This window comes from Dyadobacter sp. BE31, assembly GCF_031457695.1.
GTDB lineage: Bacteria > Bacteroidota > Bacteroidia > Cytophagales > Spirosomataceae > Dyadobacter.
Genome location: NZ_JAVDXA010000003.1, coordinates 881,543 through 902,901, shown reverse-complemented (window position 1 = coordinate 902,901; position 21,359 = coordinate 881,543). Strand labels below are relative to the sequence as shown.

Genomic DNA, 21,359 nt, shown 5'->3' with positions numbered 1-21,359 from the left:
CTGTTAATTAAGGGCCGGGTTCACCCGGGCGCCGTTCGACTGCACGCGCACAGTACCGGTAATGTTGGCCTCCGGGTTTTTGATTTTGTGTCCGGTGGCTTTTTCCCAGTTGTTGATCACCGTCAGGATATCCAGTAGCGCGTCGCGTTCGGCAGGGTCGGGCGTCACACCCGGCAGTCCCCGCTGGCTTTCGATCACATTCCTGATCCACACCGACGGCGCTGTGAGTTCGAATGTACCAAACTCGATGTTCCTCAGGATGGTAGCCATCGGCGCGGCCATATCAAACAATGCCTGCGATTTCTTGTGCGCTTCCAGCCCCACTTTCTTACCAATATTGTCGAGCCGCTCTGATGCCGTATTCGCCTGGCAGCCCAGGAAGTTCACCAGCGGGCTATCGGTCGAGACGATGTACATCAGCCACGTCATAAACCCGACGCTCGCATACTCCTGCCGCGACAGGTTCATATACCGGTAATTCTGCAAGGTAAGTGTGCCGTTACCGCCGCGGCGGGCCAGCAGGATCTGCCGGATTTTGGTCGCCATATCGATAATCCGCTGGTAGTCGGTGGTATTGGCGCCGCTGGTATTATTGGCATTGATATATGCCTGCCAGAGCTCCGCCAGGAGCTGTTCAAACAGCAGCACAAACTCCCGGTTGGCGGTTTTGGCCTTGTAATAGGGAAACTCCGCATTGGAAGCATCGCCAAATGCCAGCTCCATTCCGAACATCCGTTGGTAGGCATTCCGGCGTCCCCCTTCCGGCCCGAACCGCAGGTCACCGGCAATATTCCGGTAGCTGGTGTTGGACAGGGTTTTGTAGAAAAGGCTTTCCGTATTGTTGATCCACTGGGCAGCCTGCTGCTGCATCGGGTCCGTGGCGCTGGCGACTCCCAGCGCTTCGTCGTGCTGGAACAAATGGATGAGGCGACCGATGATCTGCGCGATGCGCGTGTTCTCGATCATATACGCGTATATAAGGTGGTATGGGGGCGCATCGCTCCCCTCGAAAGCGCGCGTGCCGTCCGCAGTAAGCAGGTTGATCGGGCCCCGGGTCATATCGAACCAGTGCCGCTGGATCGCTTTGTCGATCACCAACGGATCTTCGTAAAAGATGTAGTTCGCACGCGTGGCGGCATCGAACGACCCTGTATCCGGAATCACCGGCAGCGCCACAGGCAATACAACCGGATCCGAATCACGACCGGGTAGACCAAGCACATCGGGCGGATTTGCTGAAACAGGCCTCCCTGCATAATCGCTCAGCAATGGCGGATACTGATCCCGCACGTTGTCCGTGTTGGTCGTAAAAATGAGATGATCTATGAAATCCATGTCTGATCTTTTTAAGGTGAATGAATGCCTGAAATGCTAATTGTCGCCCGGTTTGAGGTAATTGCTCCGCGTACTCAAATACGCCTTGTTCCGCCGGTCATATTCCTTTTTGGTTGCCGCTGTTGCCTTTCCGGTAGCATTCTGCTGCCGGCTGACGATGTAGGCTTCTCGTTTCTTTTTTACATCTTCGAGCAAACCAGCGTAGTCCATTTTGTTGCGGACCAACTCGGCGTACACAGCCGGATCGGCGTTACAATCCAGGGAGAGCAGCGCTAACGCGTTTTCAATGTTTTCAATGAAACCGGTCATACTGTGAATGTCCCGATCGAAGCTATCTAACTGATCCATAAAATATCCGTTTAAAGGTTTTTCTAATTCATTTCAACCGAGAAGCCCAATTTGGTCATCCAGTCTTCCTGCTGCTTGTACAGCCCGGGCAGGTCGCCCGCTCCCACGCCTATTTTGTAGCCATTCAGGGCGAGCAATCGCAGGCATTCCTTCCAGATCCACGCGTGGGAAGTAAACAGCGCCGGCCCGGCCAGGTATTCGAGTTTGGAAAGTTCCAGCGGGCCCGCCCGGTTGGGGTTAATGAGCTGCGATAACGATTTTCCTTCGAATGCCCGGTGGCCTGTTCTCAACAGGATATGCACCACGGCGGGCAATGCCTCCATGCATTTCCGGATCAGCGGTACCGACGCAAAACTGACGAGTTCAATGTCGTAATCGTTTTTGAAGGCGTCGAGCAGCGCATCCCACGGGCCACTGCCATAAAACTCCCGGCACATGGTAACGTTCAGCATTACACGCAGGTAGGAAATCGGGTGCGGATCGTTGGCGTGGAATGCGAACACGCTGGCCGGCGATCCGCTCACGACATCACTCAAAGCCGCCACCGCCGCAAAGCCGGTATGTACAAAAGCAAATGCATCGGCGGCCATTTCCGAAGCCCAGCTGCTGAATGCATGGGCCACTTCGGGCGGATAACCCGAGAGCTTGTTCTGCAATGCCAGCGCCAGCTCTTCATTCCAGCCCAGAATGTGCGCTACCTGATGACCCGTTTCATGGATGATCGCAGTAGGCCTGTACAGGTTATGCTGGGTAACCTTAATGGCCGCCACTGGGCTGATCCGGCCGTCCCAGAGCCGCAGGCCCGCTTTCAGGATCGAGGCACCCACGCCTTTGTCCACGTAAGTCAGTACGAGCGGGGTTTTCCGGCCGAGCGGGTGCAGAAGCTCCTGCATGCTTTTAATGCACAAAATATCGCATGCCCGCAGAAGCGCTGCCAGCCTGGGTGTCGTACGCGAGTTGATCGCCACGGTGTAAAACTGGATCGTCTCTTCCGCTTTCAGGTACTTATCCCGCAGTTGCAGGACGCCGCGCCGCACGCTGCGCTGGTTATCCGGCCCGTTGCTGGTTTCCAGCTGCTGTTTCAAACCCTGCGCGAAGGCCGTCACTTCGTCAATGCTTTGCTTGAAGGATGCTTTGAGCAGCTGTTCCATGGTATGATCAATGCCCTGCCAGGCGGCTGCGGACGCCAGGTTTTCCAGCACCGCCAGCCGGTTGGTTGCCATAAGCCAGTGGTTAATCTGCCGCGTCAGCGACCTGTTGATGGATTCGGTTGCGTACATAAGGCCCGATCAGTCAAACTTTTTATCTGCTACAATGCTTATTTCTGGCGCTGTCAGGTTCGGAAACGACAGGTCGGAAAGGCTCCCCAGCGACAAATTGCCACGGATTGCGTTGATGACCGCCTTGATCGCCGACATTCCCTGCACATTTGTCCATACGAGCTTGATCGTAACGCCATCCTGCGGTGCCGCCTGGGCAGTTTTGAATTCGGCAGCACGCGCTTTGAAGAAGGCCACCACCGCATCGTAAGCTTTTCCGCTCAGTTTTTCGGTCAAAGCCTGCATGATCTTTCCGATCATATCCTTGCCGGCTATCTTGCCCAGCACATCCAGCGGCGCAAATTGCTCCTGCTGGTCGCCGATATGCTCAAAATAGAGCTCTGGCACCGCCTCGTGCACGATTTTGACTTTACTACCGATGTTTTTCTTCAAAATATCCCCTAATACCCCCTTCACCGCGTTGCGAACGTGCATTCCAGCCGTGAGGAAGTCGCCTTTATTCAAGTTTTCGACAATCCCGCTCGCATCCTCCTCGCTGAAATAGTAATTCAGCCGGATCTCCGATTTGACAAAGTTGAGTACCACCTGCACATCCGCCGACCGGCTTTCGGTACCCGCCACCGGCTGACCGTTTTCCACGGTCCGGTGGTTTGTCCTTTTCACCTGCGGAATGCGCAGCCGCGCCCCGTCGATTTCGAGGTAGTAAAAGCGCTGGCCTGCGGTCGCCCGAAAGCGGGTCGCCGTTTTTCGCGCCGGTACATTCCGGCCCAGCGCCGGCTCTTTCAGCAGCATTGCCGACGCCTCACTATTAAGCGGCAGCAACTGCACCCAGGCCTTCGGCTGCCGTGCATTCAGTCCCGGCAGGTTCTCGAACCGGCTGATAGCCGACAGTTTACCGCCCGAAGCGATCTCGTAAATGTGCACTTTCGCTTTCACCGGCTTGGAGGTATCGATGCCGTATTTGTCTTTCAGGAAATTGCTCAGCGGCAGATTCCGGTAGGTTTTCACCGTCGCTGCGGTTTTGGGATCGATCGTGATCTCGTATACGTGCGTAAATTTTTTGTACAATTTCACAGCTCCGGCCCTGGGCATGCTTACCCATAGTGCCTTTTGTTTGGTAGGCCGCAATTCCTCCCGAATGTATTGCGGCGGGAAATGGTCGGCTGCGGCCTGCTCGAATGCTTCCAGCAAATGCATGGTCAGCGCCTCCTGGTCGTTCAATGTGGCTTCGTCGAGGCCTGTCATGTGCTGGATAGTACCTTCCACGGTATTGGCAATGGCTTCATAGGCGAGGTCCGTTTTACCGGCTTCTGCCGTTTCGAAACCAATCGCGCTCATTCCCACATCGATAATGCTTGCGGCGAGCGGCTTAGCCACATTGGCAGGTACATATTTCTCAACCAGCTTGGCCAGTAGCCCCGCCAGGAAGTTGATCACTTTTTGCCGACCGATAATCGTCAGCGCCATTTTGATCACTGGCTGCAAGGCAATCAATGCCGCCGGCAGAAATTTTTCGATCGCCGGCGCCGGACTTTCTCCCGGTTGCAGCGCTTTCAATTCCCCTATAAATTGCTCCCGGGCCGCCGGGTAACTTTGTTTTTCTACATAGCCGCCGGTTTCGTAACTCGTGAGCCTTTCGATGTTTTCAAAAGAAAGTTCGTACTCCGATACGATATGGTCGGTTTCGCTTTCATTCCCGGAAAAAACCAACTGTGCAATGTGGTTATCGAACTCCATTTGCAGTGCTTCCAGATCCGCCTCGTGCTGGTCGGCATCGCCGGCTGCTTCTGCTTCCAGGTTCAGGTATTTTTTGGACAACGTTTCCGCATAAGGACGCAGGTTCTGGGGAAGCTTGCCGATCGCAAACTTCAATACCTTTTCAAGCAAGGGTTTAACCAGCCCCTTGATCTTATTTAATATCACATTCACAGGCAATAGCTTACCTACCGCCGCAACACCTTTTTTGGCAAGGTCAATGCCCGTTTTCACGGCCGATTTGACTTTGTTGAAAATCTTGCCGAAAAACTGCTCCTGCACAGGACTGAATGCCCCATGGTTGAATTCCAGCCGATCAAAATAAGCTTCCAGCTCCGCCATGGAATGGTCGGCCAGGTTATTGCCCGTAAAATGCTCCGATACCTTGTCGATCATGCCGGTCGTTTCCCGCAGCAGCGGCTCAAAATACTCGTTGGCCTGGCGCGTCACAAAAGGAATGTAGTTGCTTCCCATGGCAAGCTCGTTGGACACTTTGCTGCGCCATGTATCCTCCACCTCATTGGCGAGTTCGTATAATGTTTCGGTAAATTCCGCGTCGTTCAGCTCAGAGAGGAGACTGACATACCCGGCACTCAAAGGGCTGGCCGCGTCGCGGTCGGTCGTTTCGTAGGTCCTGGAAAACGGGCTGTCGATCTCAAAAATATAGTTGTTGCCCTGGGTACCGGTTTCGGTCGGGGCTTCTTCCTGCTCCCTGACAAAGACATCCGCGAAAGGAGTTTCGTATTGGCTAAGTACGCCATTCATGTTTCGATCCATAATCAACAATTTTAGGGATGATGAAAGTCACCCTGTAAAATTGCCCGGATCGCTGCCTGATTTCAATCCCACTAAAGGGGGATTTTCAATCCTTGTCAGAGAAGGTCTCGTGGTAATGGTGAATCAGGGCTGCGGTGTTTTTCGCGCCGGTCTTTTCCAGAATATTCTTGCGGTGCGATTTCACCGTTTCGTAGCTGATGAAGAGCTTTTCCGCGATTTCATTGTTGGTAAGGCCCTGCATGATCAGGCTAAGCACCTCTATTTCGCGGATACTGAGGTTGGTCGGTTTCGCTTCGGCTTTCTTCGCCGCCAGCTTCCCGATCGAGAAGAGAAACAGCTCTGGGTTGTTGGTTTGTATTTTAATGCCCAGTTCAAGAGAAGAAACCAGGCTCTTGCCTACGGTGAGAATTTCCTGAATTTTGGCGAGAAGCCTTCTTTCCGTATCGCTATTCCACTCTTCGGAAGAAAAAAAGGCGATCTCGTCGCTTTTCTCTTCTTTGAATGTGCATACATTAAGACTGAGCCTGGCTGCCATTTCGAAGAAATTTTACTTTCGCAAACTATTTCGGCAGGTTAGGTAGAGACTAATTTAGCCATTTCGCGTGCACGGTGTCACGGCAAGGCGAAGTATCTATTTACCGGCGCGGTTCAAGCCTGCCCTTGTGCGCACGTAGCCCGCGTACCGCATAATAGAAACTACTGATTATGAGAACAATTTGCGCATCCAGCAGCTAACTTTAATGGGTTATCTCATCCACCCCAAACCAGTTTTAGCCATGGAAACATTCACCCAAAAACACCTGATCAAACCATGCATCCTGCTCGGACTCATCGCGCTGATGTGCGTCGGTTGCAAGAGCGACGATAAGAAGGACGACCAACCCACGCCCAATGACAATGCCTTCATTGCAGGCAACTGGAAATTAAAGGCACACATTACCCATAAAAAGATCAACGACAAGGTATCCGACCTGGATGATACCGCAGGACTCTTCATCACCACTCCGTGCCTGAAAGGGACGACATTCGTCTTTCAGGCAGACGGTATTTTCAAGTTTTCGGACAATTGCGACTGGGGCACCGCCGGCTTTTACACCAATGCACCGTTTACACTCAGCGCCGATCATACGACGCTGTACATCACGGACAAAGACAAGACAATCAATAAGTTCAGGATGGAATACAGCGGCAATACCATGACCATCATCAACGGCGACGACATTTCGTCTTCCAACGCCGTTCTGGAAAAAATCTAATCCATTCCAGCAGGGTCATTCTTGATTTATTTCATATTTTTATTAGATAAATCAAATCCCGCTCTATCATGAACACAGTACCTGAAACTCATCAGATTACCCCGTCGCGCATCATGGAGACCGCTACGGCTTTCTTTGCATCCAAAGCGCTGCTGAGCGCCGTCAAACTGGGCGTTTTCACCGCGCTTTCAGGCAAATCCCTCTCCGGCAAAGCGGTTCAGGCCGCATTAAACCTGCACGATCGTGGCGTCTACGATTTCCTGGATGCCCTTGTTGCGCTGGGCTTCTTAAACCGTGAAGGTTTGCTGGAAACAGCCCGCTATACCAATGCCCCCGAAACCGAACTGTTTCTCGACCGGAACAAGCCTTCGTACATCGGCGGGTTCGTCGAAATGGCTAACGACCGCCTCTACCCGTTCTGGGGCTCGCTGGAAGAAGCTCTGCTCACCGGCCAACCGCAGAATGAAATCAAGCACACGGGCAGGTCGGTATTTGAAGAGCTTTACGCCAAACCGGAGCGCCTGAAACAGTTCATGGATGCGATGTCCGGTATTTCGATCGGCAATTTCATGGCGCTCTCACGGAAGTTTGATTTTTCGCCCTACTCCACGTTGTGCGATATTGGCGGTGCTGCGGCGGTGCTATCGGTGGAGGTGGCGCGCCAAAATCCGAACATGTCCTGCACCTCGGCCGATCTGCCGGCTGTGGAGCCTATCGCAAAAGAGTACATAGCGGCCAAGGGTATGAACGGGCGGATCAGCACGGTCAATATCGATTTTTTCAAAGATGAGTTTCCCAAAGCGGATGTGATCACCATGGGCATGATCCTGCACGACTGGGACCTTGCCAACAAAAAAATGCTGATCCGGAAAGCCTACAATGCCTTGCCGGAAGGCGGCGCGTTCATCGCAATCGAAGCGCTGATCGACGACGATCGCCGCAAAAATGCATTCGGCCTGCTGATGTCGCTCAACATGCTGATCGAATTCGGGGTAGCATTCGATTTCACCGGCGCGGATTTCGAAAAATGGACGAAAGAGGCCGGTTTCCGTAGGGTCGAAGTGATTCCGCTCGCAGGGCCGTCGAGTGCGGCTGTTGCTTACAAATGACCATGGATAATGCTTTACGAAATGGCACGAAGGTCTACCTTCGTGACTACTATCCGTAGGCCTCCGGCCGGTCAGAACCGCAAAGGCGTTACCGCGGTTCTGACCGGCCGGAGGCCTACGGATAGTATGTGCAAATCAGGAGATTTGCACCAGCGCAGCACATGGTCGGCGGTCCATGGGTCCATGGTCGGCCGCAGGCCCCCCAATACCGTTAACTAATAAATTCTCTTCAAAGCGGTTAACTTATTCTACAACTTCTCTTAAACACTAAAACTAGTTCGATTTCACAACTGATTTTAGTGTCACCTTCAATTCAACAACCGCAAAATGACTTTTAAAGAACGCCTCAGTAACCTGTCCGGCAAACCGGACATTCTCATCATCCTCACCGATCAGGAAAGAGCCACACAACATTTTCCCGAAAATTGGGAGCAGGACAATCTCAAAACACTCACATTCCTGAAAAAGAATGGTTTCAGCTTCGACAGGGCCTTTTGCAACACCTGTATGTGCTCGCCCAGCCGCTCGACGCTGCTCACGGGCCTCTACCCTGCCCAGCATCATGTCACGCAAACCCTCACGGAAGGCGGCAGGTATTCGCCGGCTGAAATCGAGCTGGACAATACGCTGCCCAACATCGCCCGTATGCTTTTTGACGAAGGCTATGACGTACAATACCGCGGAAAATGGCATGTGAGCAAAGGTTCGGATGGCGGTAGTCCGGCGGCTTCCGACATTGCGATGTACGGTTTCAGGGGCTGGATCGCGCCCGACGCCGGTGAGGACACTGCCCCCGAGAATTTCGGCGGCGGATTTGCCAATCACGATAAGGCATATGTGCAGCAGGCCATCGCCTACCTGCAAAGCGTCCGTGAAAGAAGGCAAAAGGGCGACAAGCAAGCCTACTGCCTCGTGGTGTCGCTCGTGAATCCGCACGATGTGCTTTGTTATCCCAAAGGCTTCAATTATGGCTACGGCAACGATTTTCTGAACGGCCCGATTCAACTTCCGGCGACCGTTGATGAAGACCTTGCCACCAACGGCAAACCTTCCGCGCAGGCGCAGGTGAAAGCCACGGGCGCATTGAGTCTGGGCCCGCTCAACACGCAGGAGAAGCAAACCAACTACATTAACTTCTACGGAAATCTGCTGCGCGTCGTTGATACGGAGATCGGCTTCCTCATCAAAGAGCTTTACCAGGAAGTGGAAGGAAGCAAACTGGCCGACCAGGCGCTGGTGATCCGGCTCGCCGACCATGGCGAAATGGGGATGGCGCACGGAGGTATGCGGCAAAAAGCATTTGTAGCTTATGAAGAAGCCACGCGGATCCCGATGGTGATTTCCAATCCGGTCCTTTTCCCGGAAGATGCCAGCCACAAATCCACTGAGCACCTGTCGTCGCTGATCGATATCCTGCCTACGATCGCCGCGTTCGCCGGGGCTGCGGCTCCGCAGGGAATCAGAGGGACCAGCTTGCTGCCCTTGCTCGAAGAAGACAAACCGGTGCAGGAAGCGATCCTGTTTACATTCGACGATACCAAAGCCAGCGCTTCCAACAAACCCAGCGTCGTGAAGGCAGCAAACCGCATCCGCGCCGTGCGCACGAAAGACTGGAAATACACGCATTACTTCGATGCCCTCGGCGGTTATCCGGATGAATACGAGCTGTACGACCTCCGCCAACCCGACGCCACGGAATACGAAAATCTCGCCCACAAACCCGAGTTTGCCGACATTCGAAAGAAAATGGCATTGCTGCTCGAAGAACAGGTGAGGCAGAAGCTCCTGCTCAACCCCGAGCCATTTGATAAGGAGAAATACCTGGAATGGTACGAGCGGCAGGGGGAGTAACGAGGGGGCGGGCGGTCGGCGAACATCCCGGCTTGCAAAACGTTCATTTCCGAACAGAAACATCGGTACATCATTCTGTAAATCAATGAATTAAAAATCAGGAATAAATTTTGCACGGGCCGTTCTGAACCCAATCCGGACTCCTATGCTTAAAAACTATCTCAAACTGGCTTTTCGTAACCTGGTTAAGGACAAATTTTACAGCCTGATCAACATTCTCGGGCTTACCATTGGCGTTACCTGCGGCATGCTGCTGTTTTTGTACGTGGTAGACGAGCTGAGTTATGACCGGTACCACGAAAAAGCCTCGCGGATCTACCGGATTGTTTCGTACATCCGCGAACCCGACAAAATCAACAAATGGGTCAGCACACAACCACCGCTTGTCAAAACCCTGAAACAGGATTACCCGTTTGTGGAGAACTACGTGCGGTTTTTCTCCAATGGCCGGATGGCATTCCGGCAAGGCGAACGCCGGTTTTACGAGGAAGATGTTTACGCGGTCGATTCCACGGTATTCGATGTTTTCACCTACCATTTCATAGAAGGTAATGCCAAAGCGTTGCAACAGCCGGGAAGCGTGGTACTAACCCGGCGCGTCGCCGAACGCTTTTTCGGCAAATCGCCAGCCCTGGGCCAGATACTTCAAACCAACGATAGTACCTCCTACAAGGTCACCGGCGTGATCGAAGACGTGCCGAAGAACTCGCATTTCACATTCAATGCATTGGTATCGCTCGACCAGAACCAGCGCAACGCCGACGGATGGGGCGGGTTTTATATCAACAGCTATTTGCTGCTATCTAAAAACGCCGACCTGAAAAAGCTCGAAGCGGGCTTCCCCGGCCTTTATGAGAAGTATATGTCCGGGATTTTCAAACGGATGGGCATTCATATTACCTACCAGATGCAGCCGCTCACGAGCATTCATTTGTATTCCAAATTCGATGGCGAGTCCAACGGCGACATTGGCTACGTGTACACGTTCAGCGTAGTGGCATTCTTTATGCTTCTGATCGCCAGCATCAACTATATGAACCTCGCCACGGCGCAGTCGGCCCGGCGGGCGAAGGAAGTGGGCTTACGGAAAGTAATGGGCTCGCTCAAAGGCGCGCTTATCCGTCAGTTCCTCACCGAATCTATCCTAATCACGCTCATCTCCCTGGTAGCCAGCCTCATTCTGGTGGCGTTGCTGCTGCCATTTTTCAATAATGTATCCGGCAAAGCAATCAGCTACATGCAATTGCTAAGCCCCCAGTTTATGCTCATCGGTCTGGCCGTGGTGGTGTTCACCGGGCTGGTCAGCGGCAGCTACCCGGCTTTCTACCTCTCGTCGTTCGAACCTGCCAGCGTATTGAAAGGTACGTTTAAGGCGCGGGGAGGCGGATTTTTCAGGAAAGCCCTGGTAGTTACCCAGTTTTCGATCTCGCTGATCATGCTGATTTGTACCTGGATCGTCTACCAGCAGCTCAATTACATGCGCAACAAAGACATGGGTTACGACCGCGAGCAGGTATTGACGATCGACTACCAGGACGCTCAACCGAAAGACAAGTACAATGCATTCCGAAAAGAACTGCTCGATAATCCGAATATCCAGAGCGTTGCATCGGCGTCGGCGCCGGTGAGCAACATCGGCGGCAGGATCATTTTCACCGTCGAATCCAATACCGGAATGAAGGAAATGGGTTTCAAACCGACGGCGATCGATCACGATTACCTCAAAACAATGGGTATGAAACTAGTAGCCGGCCGGAATTTTTCGGACGAATTGCCTGCCGATACTGCCAACAGTGTGCTGGTCAATGAGGCTGCCGTGAAGCGGATGAATTGGAAAGACCCGATCGGCAAGAAGATTATCCTCGGTACCGTGCCGGCCGACGGCAAAAACCCGCCACCAACAACCCAGGTAGCCGGTGTGGTGCGTGATTTTCACCAGCAGTCGCTCTATAACCCGATCGAGCCGATGATTATGGTGTATCGTCGGGCCAATGGTGTAATTCACATAAAAATTAAAACCCAGAATACCGCCGAAACCCTGGAATACATTGGAAAAAAATGGCAGCAAACCTACCCCGACAAGCTGTTTGAATACCGTTTCCTCGACCAGGATTTCGAGAATGCGTATCATGCCGACGAGCTGCGCGGAAAGATTTGCACGGCATTTTCCGGCCTCACGATCCTCATCGCCTGCCTTGGGCTATTCGGCCTCGCGACCTTCACAACCGAGCAGCGCGTGAAGGAAATAGGCGTCCGGAAAGTATTGGGCGGCTCGGTTGCCAGCGTGGTACTGCTGTTGTCAAGGGACTTTACGCGGCTCGTGCTGCTCTCCTTCCCGATTGCGATACCGGTGGCCTATTTTGCGATGAACCGCTGGTTACAGAGCTTCCCTTACAAAGCAAGTATGAGCGCCTGGATTTTTATCGCTTCCTGCATTGCCACGCTGCTGATCTGCTGGCTGACCGTCATTTACCAATCCCTGAAAGCTGCGCTGGCCAATCCGGTCAAGTCCCTGCGTTCGGAATGATGCATTCAAAGGGCATATCACTGCATTTTTAACCGTTCTTCTTCGAGGTCAATCAGGAAAAGCTGTTCCCGGATAATTTCTTCATCCATGGCAGGATCCTTATTGGCCTCGACAATGTATTGGCGCTGGCTTTCGAGCATTTCGAGGAATATCACTTTGGTTTTCCGGTTCATCCAGTCGTCGTCCGATGCTTTGAGCTTTTCCTCCCAATGCGTCAAAAGCTTCCGCATGCCGTCGTGGCCATCGAAGTCGCGCTCATACTTGCCCCGCAGGAATGCATACGTATGCTCGCGCAGGCCCTGTTTCAGGCGCTTCCGCATATCCTCGGGCGATTCGCTAGTCAAACGTTCGAAAATGTTGGCACGCTCGATGATATACGGTAACGTAAGGCCCTGTACCAGCAATGTGAGCAGGATTACCACGAAAGTGATGAACAGTATCAGGTTGCGGTAAGGAAATTCGGTTCCGTCGGCGAGCATTACCGGTATCGACAGCGCCGCGGCCAATGATACCACGCCGCGCATCCCCGTCCAACCCAGGAACATCGGAATGAGCCATTGCCTTCGCCGGGAGCTTGCGCGGGGTACCACGCTCGGCCGGAATATCATCGTAGCGATCATGGCCGCATAAGAGCTGATCAACCTCGCTGCCACCAGCACACCCGTTACCAATGCGCCGTAGCCGATTGCCGTCTGCAATGGAATGCCTTTCAACCTCAGTCCCTCTACGATTTCGGGGAGTTCCAGGCCAATCAACAGAAATACAATGCCATTCAGGATAAATACGAAGCTTTCCCAAACACTGTAACCGCGGATGCGGCTGGAACTGCTCAGAAATTGCAGGCGCCGGTTCGCCATAAACAACCCTCCGCTCACCACCGCCAGCACGCCCGAGCTGTGTAGTTGCTCGGCTATCCAGTAAAGGAAATAGGGTTCTATTAATGTAAAAGCAATATCCGACGGTGCATCGGTGGGCAAACGCCTGTGCGCCTGCACAAAAAACCAGCCCAGCCCCAGCCCGATACCCACGCCCCCGATCACCATCCAGAAGAAGCTCAGCGTCGCATCCTGCCACACAAATTGCCCCGAAGCCACCGCCAGCAATGCGAAACGGAATATTATGAGCGATGAAGCATCGTTCAGCAGGCTTTCCCCTTCCAGAATGGCCGAACTCGAAGTCGGGATCTTTACAAACCGGGTGATGGCACCAATGCTGACCGCATCCGGCGGAGAGACGATACCGCCCAGCAAAAAGCCCAGCGCAAGCGTAAACCCCGGGATGAAATGGCTCGTAACGACGGCAACGGACAGCGCTGTAAAGAAAACCACCAGAAACGCAAAGCTGCTGATGATCCGCCACCACTTTTTCATCTCCTTGAAAGAGATTGTCCAGGTCGCTTCAAAAAGCAGCGGCGGGAGCATAATGAAAAAGATCAGATCCGGATCGATTTTAACCACGGGCAGGCCCGGCACAAGGCTCGTCAGCAATCCGGCCACGACCAGTAATATAGGATAGGCAACCCGGAGCTTGTTGGCCAGCATCCCGAGCAGGACAACCGCCGCGACCATCGCCAGCAAAAATGGTAAAATACTATGCATGAAAATCAGGGTTTCTTGATGATGCAAAATAGAAAAACGCGCTGAATCAGGCAGTCTTTCTAAACCTAATTCCCGGGTATTCTGTTGCTGATTTTATACCGGCGCATTGTAAAAACCGAAATACAGCGCATTCTTACATCAACAACCTACCATGCATACCCGTCCATACAGCAATACCCTCGTCAAAATGCCACGATTCCGAACCTGGTGGCTCTATGCGGTACTCGGCAGTTTTATGTTTTCCTGCAAAGTGAGCGTGCCCGCGGAACACGATGGGAAGGCGGCCTACCACAACCTCCTCATCCATGGCGGCGACTCGGCTGCGGTAGCGCAGCGTTTCCTGGGCTTGGAAAATACCGTCAATTTCAGGGACCTTGGCGGGCTGCGGACCCGGGACGGCAAAACCGTTCGAAAAGGGATGATTTACCGCTCCGACAATCTATCGAAACTCGAATCGAAGCAATTCAACCAATTCAATGCGCTGCGCATTGCCAGCGTGTACGACCTGCGCACCGACCATGAAATTGAAGGTAAAGAAGATCATTTGCCATCCAACGTGCGCTACCGTCATACGCCCGTCGTGGAAGATAATGCCGGGGAAATCAAAGGGTTGAAAAAACGCGTACTCAACGGAAAAATCACCGAGCAGCAGGCAAAGGACATGACCGCCAAGTTCTACGCCGACGCAGTAACCGTTCACGTCGGTGCGGTGAAGGCGATCCTGAATGATATTACCACCTCCGACCAGCCGGTACTTTACCATTGTTCGGCGGGAAAAGACCGGACAGGCATTGTTTCAGCCCTGATTTTGTCCATTTTAAATGTCGACCGGCAGCTGATCGTCGATGACTACATGCTATCCAACTACTACCGCCGCAACCGGGCCGAAAAAACGCTGGGTAAGGCAAAGCTAGGCCGGATTATCAAGCCGAAACTAAATATGGACGCCATCGAGGTCCTTTCGACTGTCGACGAAAGCTTCATCCGTGCTACATTCAATGCCATCGACAGTACATATGGCGGGATCGAGCCGTTCATCAAAAACCAGCTGGGAATCGACCAGGCAACGCGGCTGAAATTGATCGCCAAGTTTACCGAATGATCGATACAAGCGGTGATAAAATTCCCCTGAGCGAAAAAATTGTTTAGTATTGCGTATGAAAAGTACAGTACTACTGGCCATGCTGGGCACATTCCTGACCGTATCCGGGTGCATTAAACCGGAGGCGGAAAACATGGAAGCTGATATCCTGGTGATGACTTTGCCCGATTCCGTGCTGATATCCCCTCCATCCATTACCAATACCAGTGTTACCGCGTTTGTCAATTTCTCGAAGCTCAATATCAAGGCCGTAGCGCCGCAGTTCAGCATCACGGAAGGTGCCAGCATTCAGCCGGCCTCGGGTACCCCGCAGGATTTTTCCAAACCTGTCACATACACCGTTACCTCCCAGGATGGCCACTGGACGAAACAATACCGCGTCAGCCTGCTGCAAAACCTGGCGCCGGACAATTTCATGTTCGAAAACTGGACGGTCAATCCCGACGGCAACTACTACGTTCCCTATGAAGTGGTCGAAGCCGAGCATCAGAATATCTGGGCGTCGGGCAATAGCGGCTTTTCGCTGATCGCACCGGAAAAACAACCGGAAGCCTACCCTACCCAACGCAGTACCGATGCCCAGCAGGGACAATACGCGGCTTACCTCGAAACGAAGTCAACCGGTGCGCTGGGTGCGCTGGTGGGCATGCCTATTGCGCCGGGAAATCTCTTTCTGGGGAGTTTCGATGGTGCAAAAGCGCTGACAGCCCCATTGGAAGCCACTATTTTCGGCGTTCCTTTCAACAAAAAACCGCTGCGGCTGACGGGTTTTTATAAGTACGTCTCGGGCGGGCCGGTCACCGATAAAACAGGCAAGCCCGTTACACCGGAGCGGCAAGACGTCTGCGATATCTACGCCGTGCTGTTCAAGGCTACTGCCGACAAGCCGTTCCTTAACGGTGCCAATGTCCTCACCGACCCCAGTGTGGTCGCCATTGCGCAGCTGGCTTCGGGTACGCCCACATCCGGGGCCGGGTATCAGGCATTCAATCTCACATTCAACTATAAATCGGAAGTTAACCAGGACGACCTGGCTGCATTCGCCTACAAAATCGCCATTGTGTTTTCTTCCAGCAAAAACGGCGCGGTTTTTGAAGGGGCTGTCGGCAGCAAACTGTATATCGACGACGTGAAGATCGTTACGCAATAATATTTCAAAATCACCCGATGAAACGTCTCCACCTGCTGCTTCTTTTGCTGGCCATTGCGCTCGATACCACCGCCCAGAACGGAAAAAAGATCTCGTTCAATGCGCGGGCGGGGTTTTCCATCGGCGCGGCGGCACCTGCGGGCATCCCGGCGTCGATCCGGAAAATTGAATCCTACAAGCCGGGTTTCCAGCCCAGTCTGGAAGCGGGAGTAGGTTACCGGTTTTCGACGCATTTCGGATTTGCAACCGGCCTGCGCTGGGAGCAAAAAGGGATGACGACCGACGCGCGCGTCAAGGCTTACTACACCACTTTCAACGAAGCGGGCAACGACGGGCACGAGTCGGTTACCGGCTATTTCACCGGACGCGTCAGAACGAGGGTCAGGAACAGCTACCTTACGCTGCCATTGCATCTGACCTACCATAACAACAGCTCGTTTACATTCAAAGCAGGCGGATTTGTGTCGCTGCTGCTGGATAACCGCTTCGAGGGCGACGCGCGCGACGGGTACATACGTAACGAGACGCCCGTAGGCGAGCGGGAGGACATCGATGCCGCGTCGTACGACTTTTCAGAGAATGTGAGAAAGGTCAATGCCGGTATCGAAATCGGCACCGACTACCGCATCAATTCCAGCCTTTTTGCATCGGCAAACCTGAACTATGCATTAACACCCCTGATGGAACCCGGTTTCCGGAGCATCGATTTTGGCATGCATAATATTTACCTTAACCTCGGAATCGGATACCGGTTTCACTGAACGCTATTAAAATCCCTATGAAATCACAATTTTTGCCCGGGCTGTTGCTCACCGCCATTTTATATTCCTGCGCAGGCAGCAAACCCGGCCCCGCTTCCGGCTCCAAAGCGGTGGAAGTAGGAATTGACCTCGTCAATGTCGATGCTGACCGTGTGCGCGTAACCGTTGCGCCGCCTGCACAAACCGGCGATGTGGCTACCTACAATTTCCCCAAGATCATCCCCGGCACCTACGCCATTGCCGATTACGGCCGGTACGTGCAGGATATCCAGGCTTTCGATAAAAAGGGTAAGGCCCTGCGTGTAACCCGCACCGATTCGAACACCATTACCATTTCACCTGCGAAAAAGCTCGCCCGCATTTCCTACCTCGTTGGCGACACCTTCGATACGGAAGTGGAAAGCGATCCTTTTGGCGAAAATAATAAAACTATTTTCTCCCCAGCCGGGACCAATATCGAGGCCGGGAAGCATTTCCTGCTTAATATGGCAGGATTTGTAGGTTACTTTTCGGGACAAACCGAAACCCCGTACCGCATCACCGTTTCGCACCCGGAGACGCTTTACGGCACCACGGCGCTTATAGATACCGACAATGATACCCGCAAAGATGTATTCCAGACCCCGCGCTATCCGGACGTGATCGATAATCCGGTGATGTACGCCGCGCCGGATACCTTCTCTTTCAAGGTGGACGGTATGGAGGTGCTGTTGGGTATTTACTCGCAACGCGGCAAAACGCACGCCTCGGCATTGAAGCCCGACCTCGAAAAGATGATGCGCGCGCAGAAGAAATTCCTGGGAAAAATCAATGATACACCCAAGTATGCCGTGCTTACCTACATATCGTCGGGTGCCGCCGACGACGCCAAAGGCATTGGCGCGCTGGAACATAATGCGTCCACAACGGCGGTTTTCAGGGAGCCGATGAAAAGCAAGGACCTGATCCACGTGATCAGCCACGAGTTCTTCCACACCATCGCCCCATTGAAGATACATTCGAAGGAAATCCACTATTTCGATTTCAATGCGCCGAAAATGAGCCAGCATTTGTGGTTTTATGAGGGTGTTACCGAGTATTTCTCCAATCTTTTCCAGGTCAATCAGGGGCTCATCGGCGCGGATGCGTTTTATGATCTGATGGCCAAAAAGGTGGAGCAGTCCCAGTCGTACTCGGACAGCCTTTCGTTCACCGAAATGAGCCGGAACATCCTGGATCCCAAACTGAAACCCCAGTACCCGAATGTCTACGAAAAGGGCGCACTCATTGCCATGTGCCTCGACATCGTGATCCGCGAGAAAACCCAGGGCCAGCGCGGCCTGCTGTGGCTCATGGGCGAATTGTCCCAAAAATACGGCCCTCAAAAGCCGTTCGACGACGCCGAACTGATCCCGGTCATCACGCAGATTGCCGGCCCGGAAGCAGGTGCTTTCCTGGACAAGCACGTGGTTATGGGCGAACCTATCCGCTATGAAGATTTTGTAGGCAAAGTGGGTCTCAAAAAGCAGACCATACCCTTCCCCGAGCCCATCGTTTTTCTGCGTAACGACGTCATTTACATTAAGCCCGACGCCTCGCGCACCCACGTACTCGCGCATGCGGCCGACAACCAGAACGAGTTTTACAAAAGCCTGGGAATCCAGGATAACGACATTTTCGTGGAGTTCAACGGAATACCGGTTGACCCTAAAAACCTGATGGCGCTCGTTTACCTCGGCTACGACCTCGACGAGGGCAGCCCGATCACCGTTAAAGTGAACCGCAATGGCCAGGACATGGAACTGAAAGGGACCGTAAAACTCAATTATAAAGACGGCGACGGCTTCCGGTTCGGCGACGATTCGAAAAAAGCGCTGAATGAGGCCTGGCTGAAAAACTAGATAGCATTCGCCCGTCCGGTGTGCACGTGACGTTACAGGAGCTCGATGTATCCGTCCGTCCCGTGCACACGTATTTTTCGCCCGTCGGTGATGAGCCGGGTTGCATGATCCACCCCCACCACAGCCGGCAGGCCATACTCCCGGGCGATCACCGCTCCGTGGGTCATTAGCCCGCCCACTTCCGTCACCAACCCTTTGATAGCCACAAACAGCGGCGTCCAGCTGGGGTCCGTAAATGCGGTTACCAGAATGTCACCCGGTTCCAGATTGGCGTCTTCCATTTTCAACACTACGCGTGCACGCCCCTCGATCACGCCTGCGGACACACCCAGGCCAGCGATGGCACCCTCGGGCAGGTTTTCGTGGCTATGCTTACCGGTCACCACTTCACCATCGGAGGTCATCACGCGTGGTGGCCTGAGCTTTTCAAAGCGGCCGTATGCCTCTTTACGCTGATCGATAACCTGGTAGTCCGCTTTCTGAGAAAGAATAACCCCGCGTATTTCTTCAAATTCCAGGTAATAAATATCCTCCCGCTCCCGCAGCACCTGAGCATTCACAAGCCGGTCGGCTTCTTCCATCAATGCCTTTTTGTACACAAAATACCTGCTCACGATGGCATATTTGGGGTACTCACGGTAACCCGCCAGGCTGCGCATCAGCCCGATCATCCGCTGTGTCTCCTCTGCCTTTTGTTCGCCGTCGGGCAATTGCCGCAGGCGGTTCAGCAGTTCGGCCTCTTTCCGGGCGGCATCCGCTTTCCCTTGTTCAAATTTCACTTTGCCGGCACCGGGCTCCTGATTTCTGATATTACTCAGGATCAACGGAATAAGTATTGCCGGATTTTCGCTCCAACGCGTCCTTGTGATATCGATCTCGCCCGCGCAGCGCATGCCATACCTGGACAGAAATGCATTGATCGCGCCCACTGCTTCCGCGCCGCCGGGCAGCGCTTGCATCCTATCCATAAAGTCATCGCCAGCGTCCCGCAAATAACCGACGACCTCCGGATACGGCCTGATAGCGTCGGCTACATCCAGCAATGCCAGGCCCATTTCCGAAGTGACATTGTGCGGTACCGATTGCGAAAGCGCATCCGCCACGTTTTTCTCGCCGAGCCATTCATTCATTTTTTCGTTGAGCCAAAGCGCGGCATTCATCGCCGTCACGATCACCCCAAAGCTCTGCGGGTCTGCCTGGCTCTTTCTTTGCTGGAAATCGTCCCGGATAAAATCGATCAGATCGACCCCCGACCGGGTGCGGATGTCTTCGGCTAATGTCGCGATCGATGCTTCGCTGCGACCGATCAGTTCCTGCACAATGGACGGGTCGTAGGTATGAAGTGCAAAAAAATCGTGCGGAGGCGGCCCCTGAGCGGGTTGGCCTGCCGAAGGTTCATCCATATTGATGTCGAGGAAGTCCCCGCGTTCCAGAATTTCCATTACCGCTTTTCGCACCAGCGGGTCGGATTTTCCCAGCACATCCAGCACCACTTTCCTTCCCATGGGAGAAACCAGGTCCTGGGCAACATCCACAAAAATTCTCCCACCTGCAACAGCCATTTTCCGGGGCGACGTCAGCTGCCACACCGACAGGCCCAATGGCTTCATCGCATCGGTCATCATTTGCTGGTGGCCTACCGATACGTAGAGATGGTTTTGCCCGTCGTTCGTTTCCGGGACGGGGTACAAAGTCGTAATCGGCCGGCTTTGCACGATATAAAATGCGCCGTCGGCCAGGCACCATTCGATATCCTGCGGGCTACCGAAATGCGCTTCGATCCGCCTGCCCAGGCGTTCGAGCTGCAAAATCTGCTCGTCGGTGAGTGTTTGAAGCTCTTGCTGCGTCCGGCCGAGCTCCTGCTCACGCGTACCGCCTGCCTCCGAGGCATAAATCGCCATCTTTTTGGCGGCAACCTTCTTTTCGATGATCTCACCTCCCCTTACTTTATAAATATCTGCATTCACAAGGCCGGACACCAGCGCTTCGCCGAGCCCGAAACTGGCGTCGATAGAAACGACCTTCCGGTTTGAATTCACGGGATCGGCCGTAAACATAACGCCCGAAGCCTGTGGGAAAACCATCCGTTGAACCACCACCGCCAGGCTCACTTTTCGGTGATCGAAACCATTCTGGATCCGGTAAGCGATCGCCCGGTCGGTAAAAAGCGATGCCCAGCATTTGCTCACGTGCTGCAAAATGGCATCGCTTCCGACGATATTGAGATAGGTATCCTGCTGCCCGGCAAACGACGCATTCGGCAAGTCCTCCGCAGTCGCGCTCGACCGGACCGCATAGGCATCCCCTTCGCCAAACTTTGCGACATGACGAACGATTTCTTCCCTAACAATCTCCGGAATCATCGCTGCTTCGATCGCACCGCGGATTGCCCGCGCTAACGCTGCGATTTCATTGCTGTCCGCCGCCGTTACACTTGCCAGTTTTTCCAGCAAGCCCCCGATTTCCGCACCACCCGTCACCTCCCTGAATGCCTCCGTAGTAATGCAAAAGCCTCCGGGCACCACGATGCCGTCAATGCGCGCAAGTTCGCCCAGGTTAGCGCCCTTCCCTCCGGCGACCGCAATGTGCGCGCTACCGATTTCCTGAAAATCCAGTGTGTAAGTTCCCAT

15 protein-coding genes are annotated in these 21,359 nt (G+C 53.6%); 8 read left to right on the top strand and 7 right to left on the bottom strand.

Annotated elements, in window-relative coordinates; genetic code table 11:
* Window positions 1–3: 3 nt before the first annotated feature.
* From J2Y43_RS19505 to J2Y43_RS19485, 5 genes are all read right to left on the bottom strand, one after another.
* Entirely contained in the window at window positions 4–1,335 is a 1,332-nt protein-coding gene (locus J2Y43_RS19505; protein ID WP_309985956.1) for a hypothetical protein, read from the bottom strand.
* A gap of 36 nt (window positions 1,336–1,371) precedes the next feature.
* Window positions 1,372–1,683: a hypothetical protein gene (locus J2Y43_RS19500; RefSeq protein ID WP_309985954.1), complete on the bottom strand. Its 312-nt coding sequence runs from the start codon at window positions 1,681–1,683 to the stop codon at window positions 1,372–1,374.
* Between the two features lie 23 nt (window positions 1,684–1,706).
* Entirely contained in the window at window positions 1,707–2,963 is a 1,257-nt protein-coding gene (locus J2Y43_RS19495; protein WP_310226582.1) for a hypothetical protein, read from the bottom strand.
* A gap of 9 nt (window positions 2,964–2,972) precedes the next feature.
* The gene (locus J2Y43_RS19490; protein ID WP_309985948.1) at window positions 2,973–5,495 is read right to left on the bottom strand and encodes a hypothetical protein; all 2,523 of its coding nucleotides are present in this window, start codon (window positions 5,493–5,495) and stop codon (window positions 2,973–2,975) included.
* 85 nt (window positions 5,496–5,580) lie between these two features.
* Window positions 5,581–6,030: a helix-turn-helix transcriptional regulator gene (locus J2Y43_RS19485; protein WP_309985945.1), complete on the bottom strand. Its 450-nt coding sequence runs from the start codon at window positions 6,028–6,030 to the stop codon at window positions 5,581–5,583.
* Window positions 6,031–6,271: 241 nt separating this feature from the next.
* On the opposite strand from J2Y43_RS19485, the gene J2Y43_RS19480 reads away from it, so the two are divergent.
* The 4 genes from J2Y43_RS19480 (at window position 6,272) to J2Y43_RS19465 (ending at window position 12,238) form a co-directional block, all read left to right on the top strand.
* Complete coding sequence (locus tag J2Y43_RS19480; RefSeq protein WP_309985943.1) at window positions 6,272–6,751, top strand: lipocalin family protein; 480 nt, start codon at window positions 6,272–6,274, stop codon at window positions 6,749–6,751.
* Between the two features lie 68 nt (window positions 6,752–6,819).
* Window positions 6,820–7,860: a methyltransferase gene (locus J2Y43_RS19475; RefSeq protein WP_309985940.1), complete on the top strand. Its 1,041-nt coding sequence runs from the start codon at window positions 6,820–6,822 to the stop codon at window positions 7,858–7,860.
* A gap of 327 nt (window positions 7,861–8,187) precedes the next feature.
* Window positions 8,188–9,711, top strand: a complete 1,524-nt coding sequence (locus J2Y43_RS19470; protein ID WP_309985937.1) for a sulfatase-like hydrolase/transferase — start codon at window positions 8,188–8,190, stop codon at window positions 9,709–9,711.
* A 145-nt stretch (window positions 9,712–9,856) separates the two neighbouring features.
* Window positions 9,857–12,238 (top strand): ABC transporter permease, encoded by a 2,382-nt coding sequence (locus tag J2Y43_RS19465; protein WP_309985934.1) that lies wholly within the window; start codon window positions 9,857–9,859, stop codon window positions 12,236–12,238.
* A 17-nt stretch (window positions 12,239–12,255) separates the two neighbouring features.
* Here the strand turns inward: J2Y43_RS19465 and J2Y43_RS19460 are convergent, their stop codons facing one another.
* A complete protein-coding gene (locus J2Y43_RS19460) occupies window positions 12,256–13,836 on the bottom strand; it encodes a Na+/H+ antiporter (protein ID WP_309985930.1) in 1,581 nt (526 codons plus the stop codon).
* Between the two features lie 187 nt (window positions 13,837–14,023).
* Between J2Y43_RS19460 and J2Y43_RS19455 the strand changes: the two genes are divergently transcribed.
* From J2Y43_RS19455 to J2Y43_RS19440, 4 genes are read left to right on the top strand one after another with little or no spacing between them, the layout of a single operon-like run.
* Window positions 14,024–14,938 (top strand): tyrosine-protein phosphatase, encoded by a 915-nt coding sequence (locus J2Y43_RS19455; RefSeq protein ID WP_309985927.1) that lies wholly within the window; start codon window positions 14,024–14,026, stop codon window positions 14,936–14,938.
* 55 nt (window positions 14,939–14,993) lie between these two features.
* Entirely contained in the window at window positions 14,994–16,088 is a 1,095-nt protein-coding gene (locus J2Y43_RS19450; protein WP_309985925.1) for a PCMD domain-containing protein, read from the top strand.
* 17 nt (window positions 16,089–16,105) lie between these two features.
* Window positions 16,106–16,849 carry a porin family protein gene (locus J2Y43_RS19445; protein WP_309985922.1) on the top strand — a complete coding sequence of 248 codons (744 nt, stop codon included), beginning with the start codon at window positions 16,106–16,108 and terminating at the stop codon, window positions 16,847–16,849.
* A gap of 17 nt (window positions 16,850–16,866) precedes the next feature.
* Window positions 16,867–18,729, top strand: a complete 1,863-nt coding sequence (locus tag J2Y43_RS19440) for a hypothetical protein (RefSeq protein ID WP_309985920.1) — start codon at window positions 16,867–16,869, stop codon at window positions 18,727–18,729.
* Between the two features lie 32 nt (window positions 18,730–18,761).
* Here the strand turns inward: J2Y43_RS19440 and rph are convergent, their stop codons facing one another.
* Window positions 18,762–21,359, bottom strand: coding sequence for a rifamycin-inactivating phosphotransferase (rph, locus tag J2Y43_RS19435; RefSeq protein ID WP_309985917.1), 2,598 nt, complete (start codon window positions 21,357–21,359; stop codon window positions 18,762–18,764).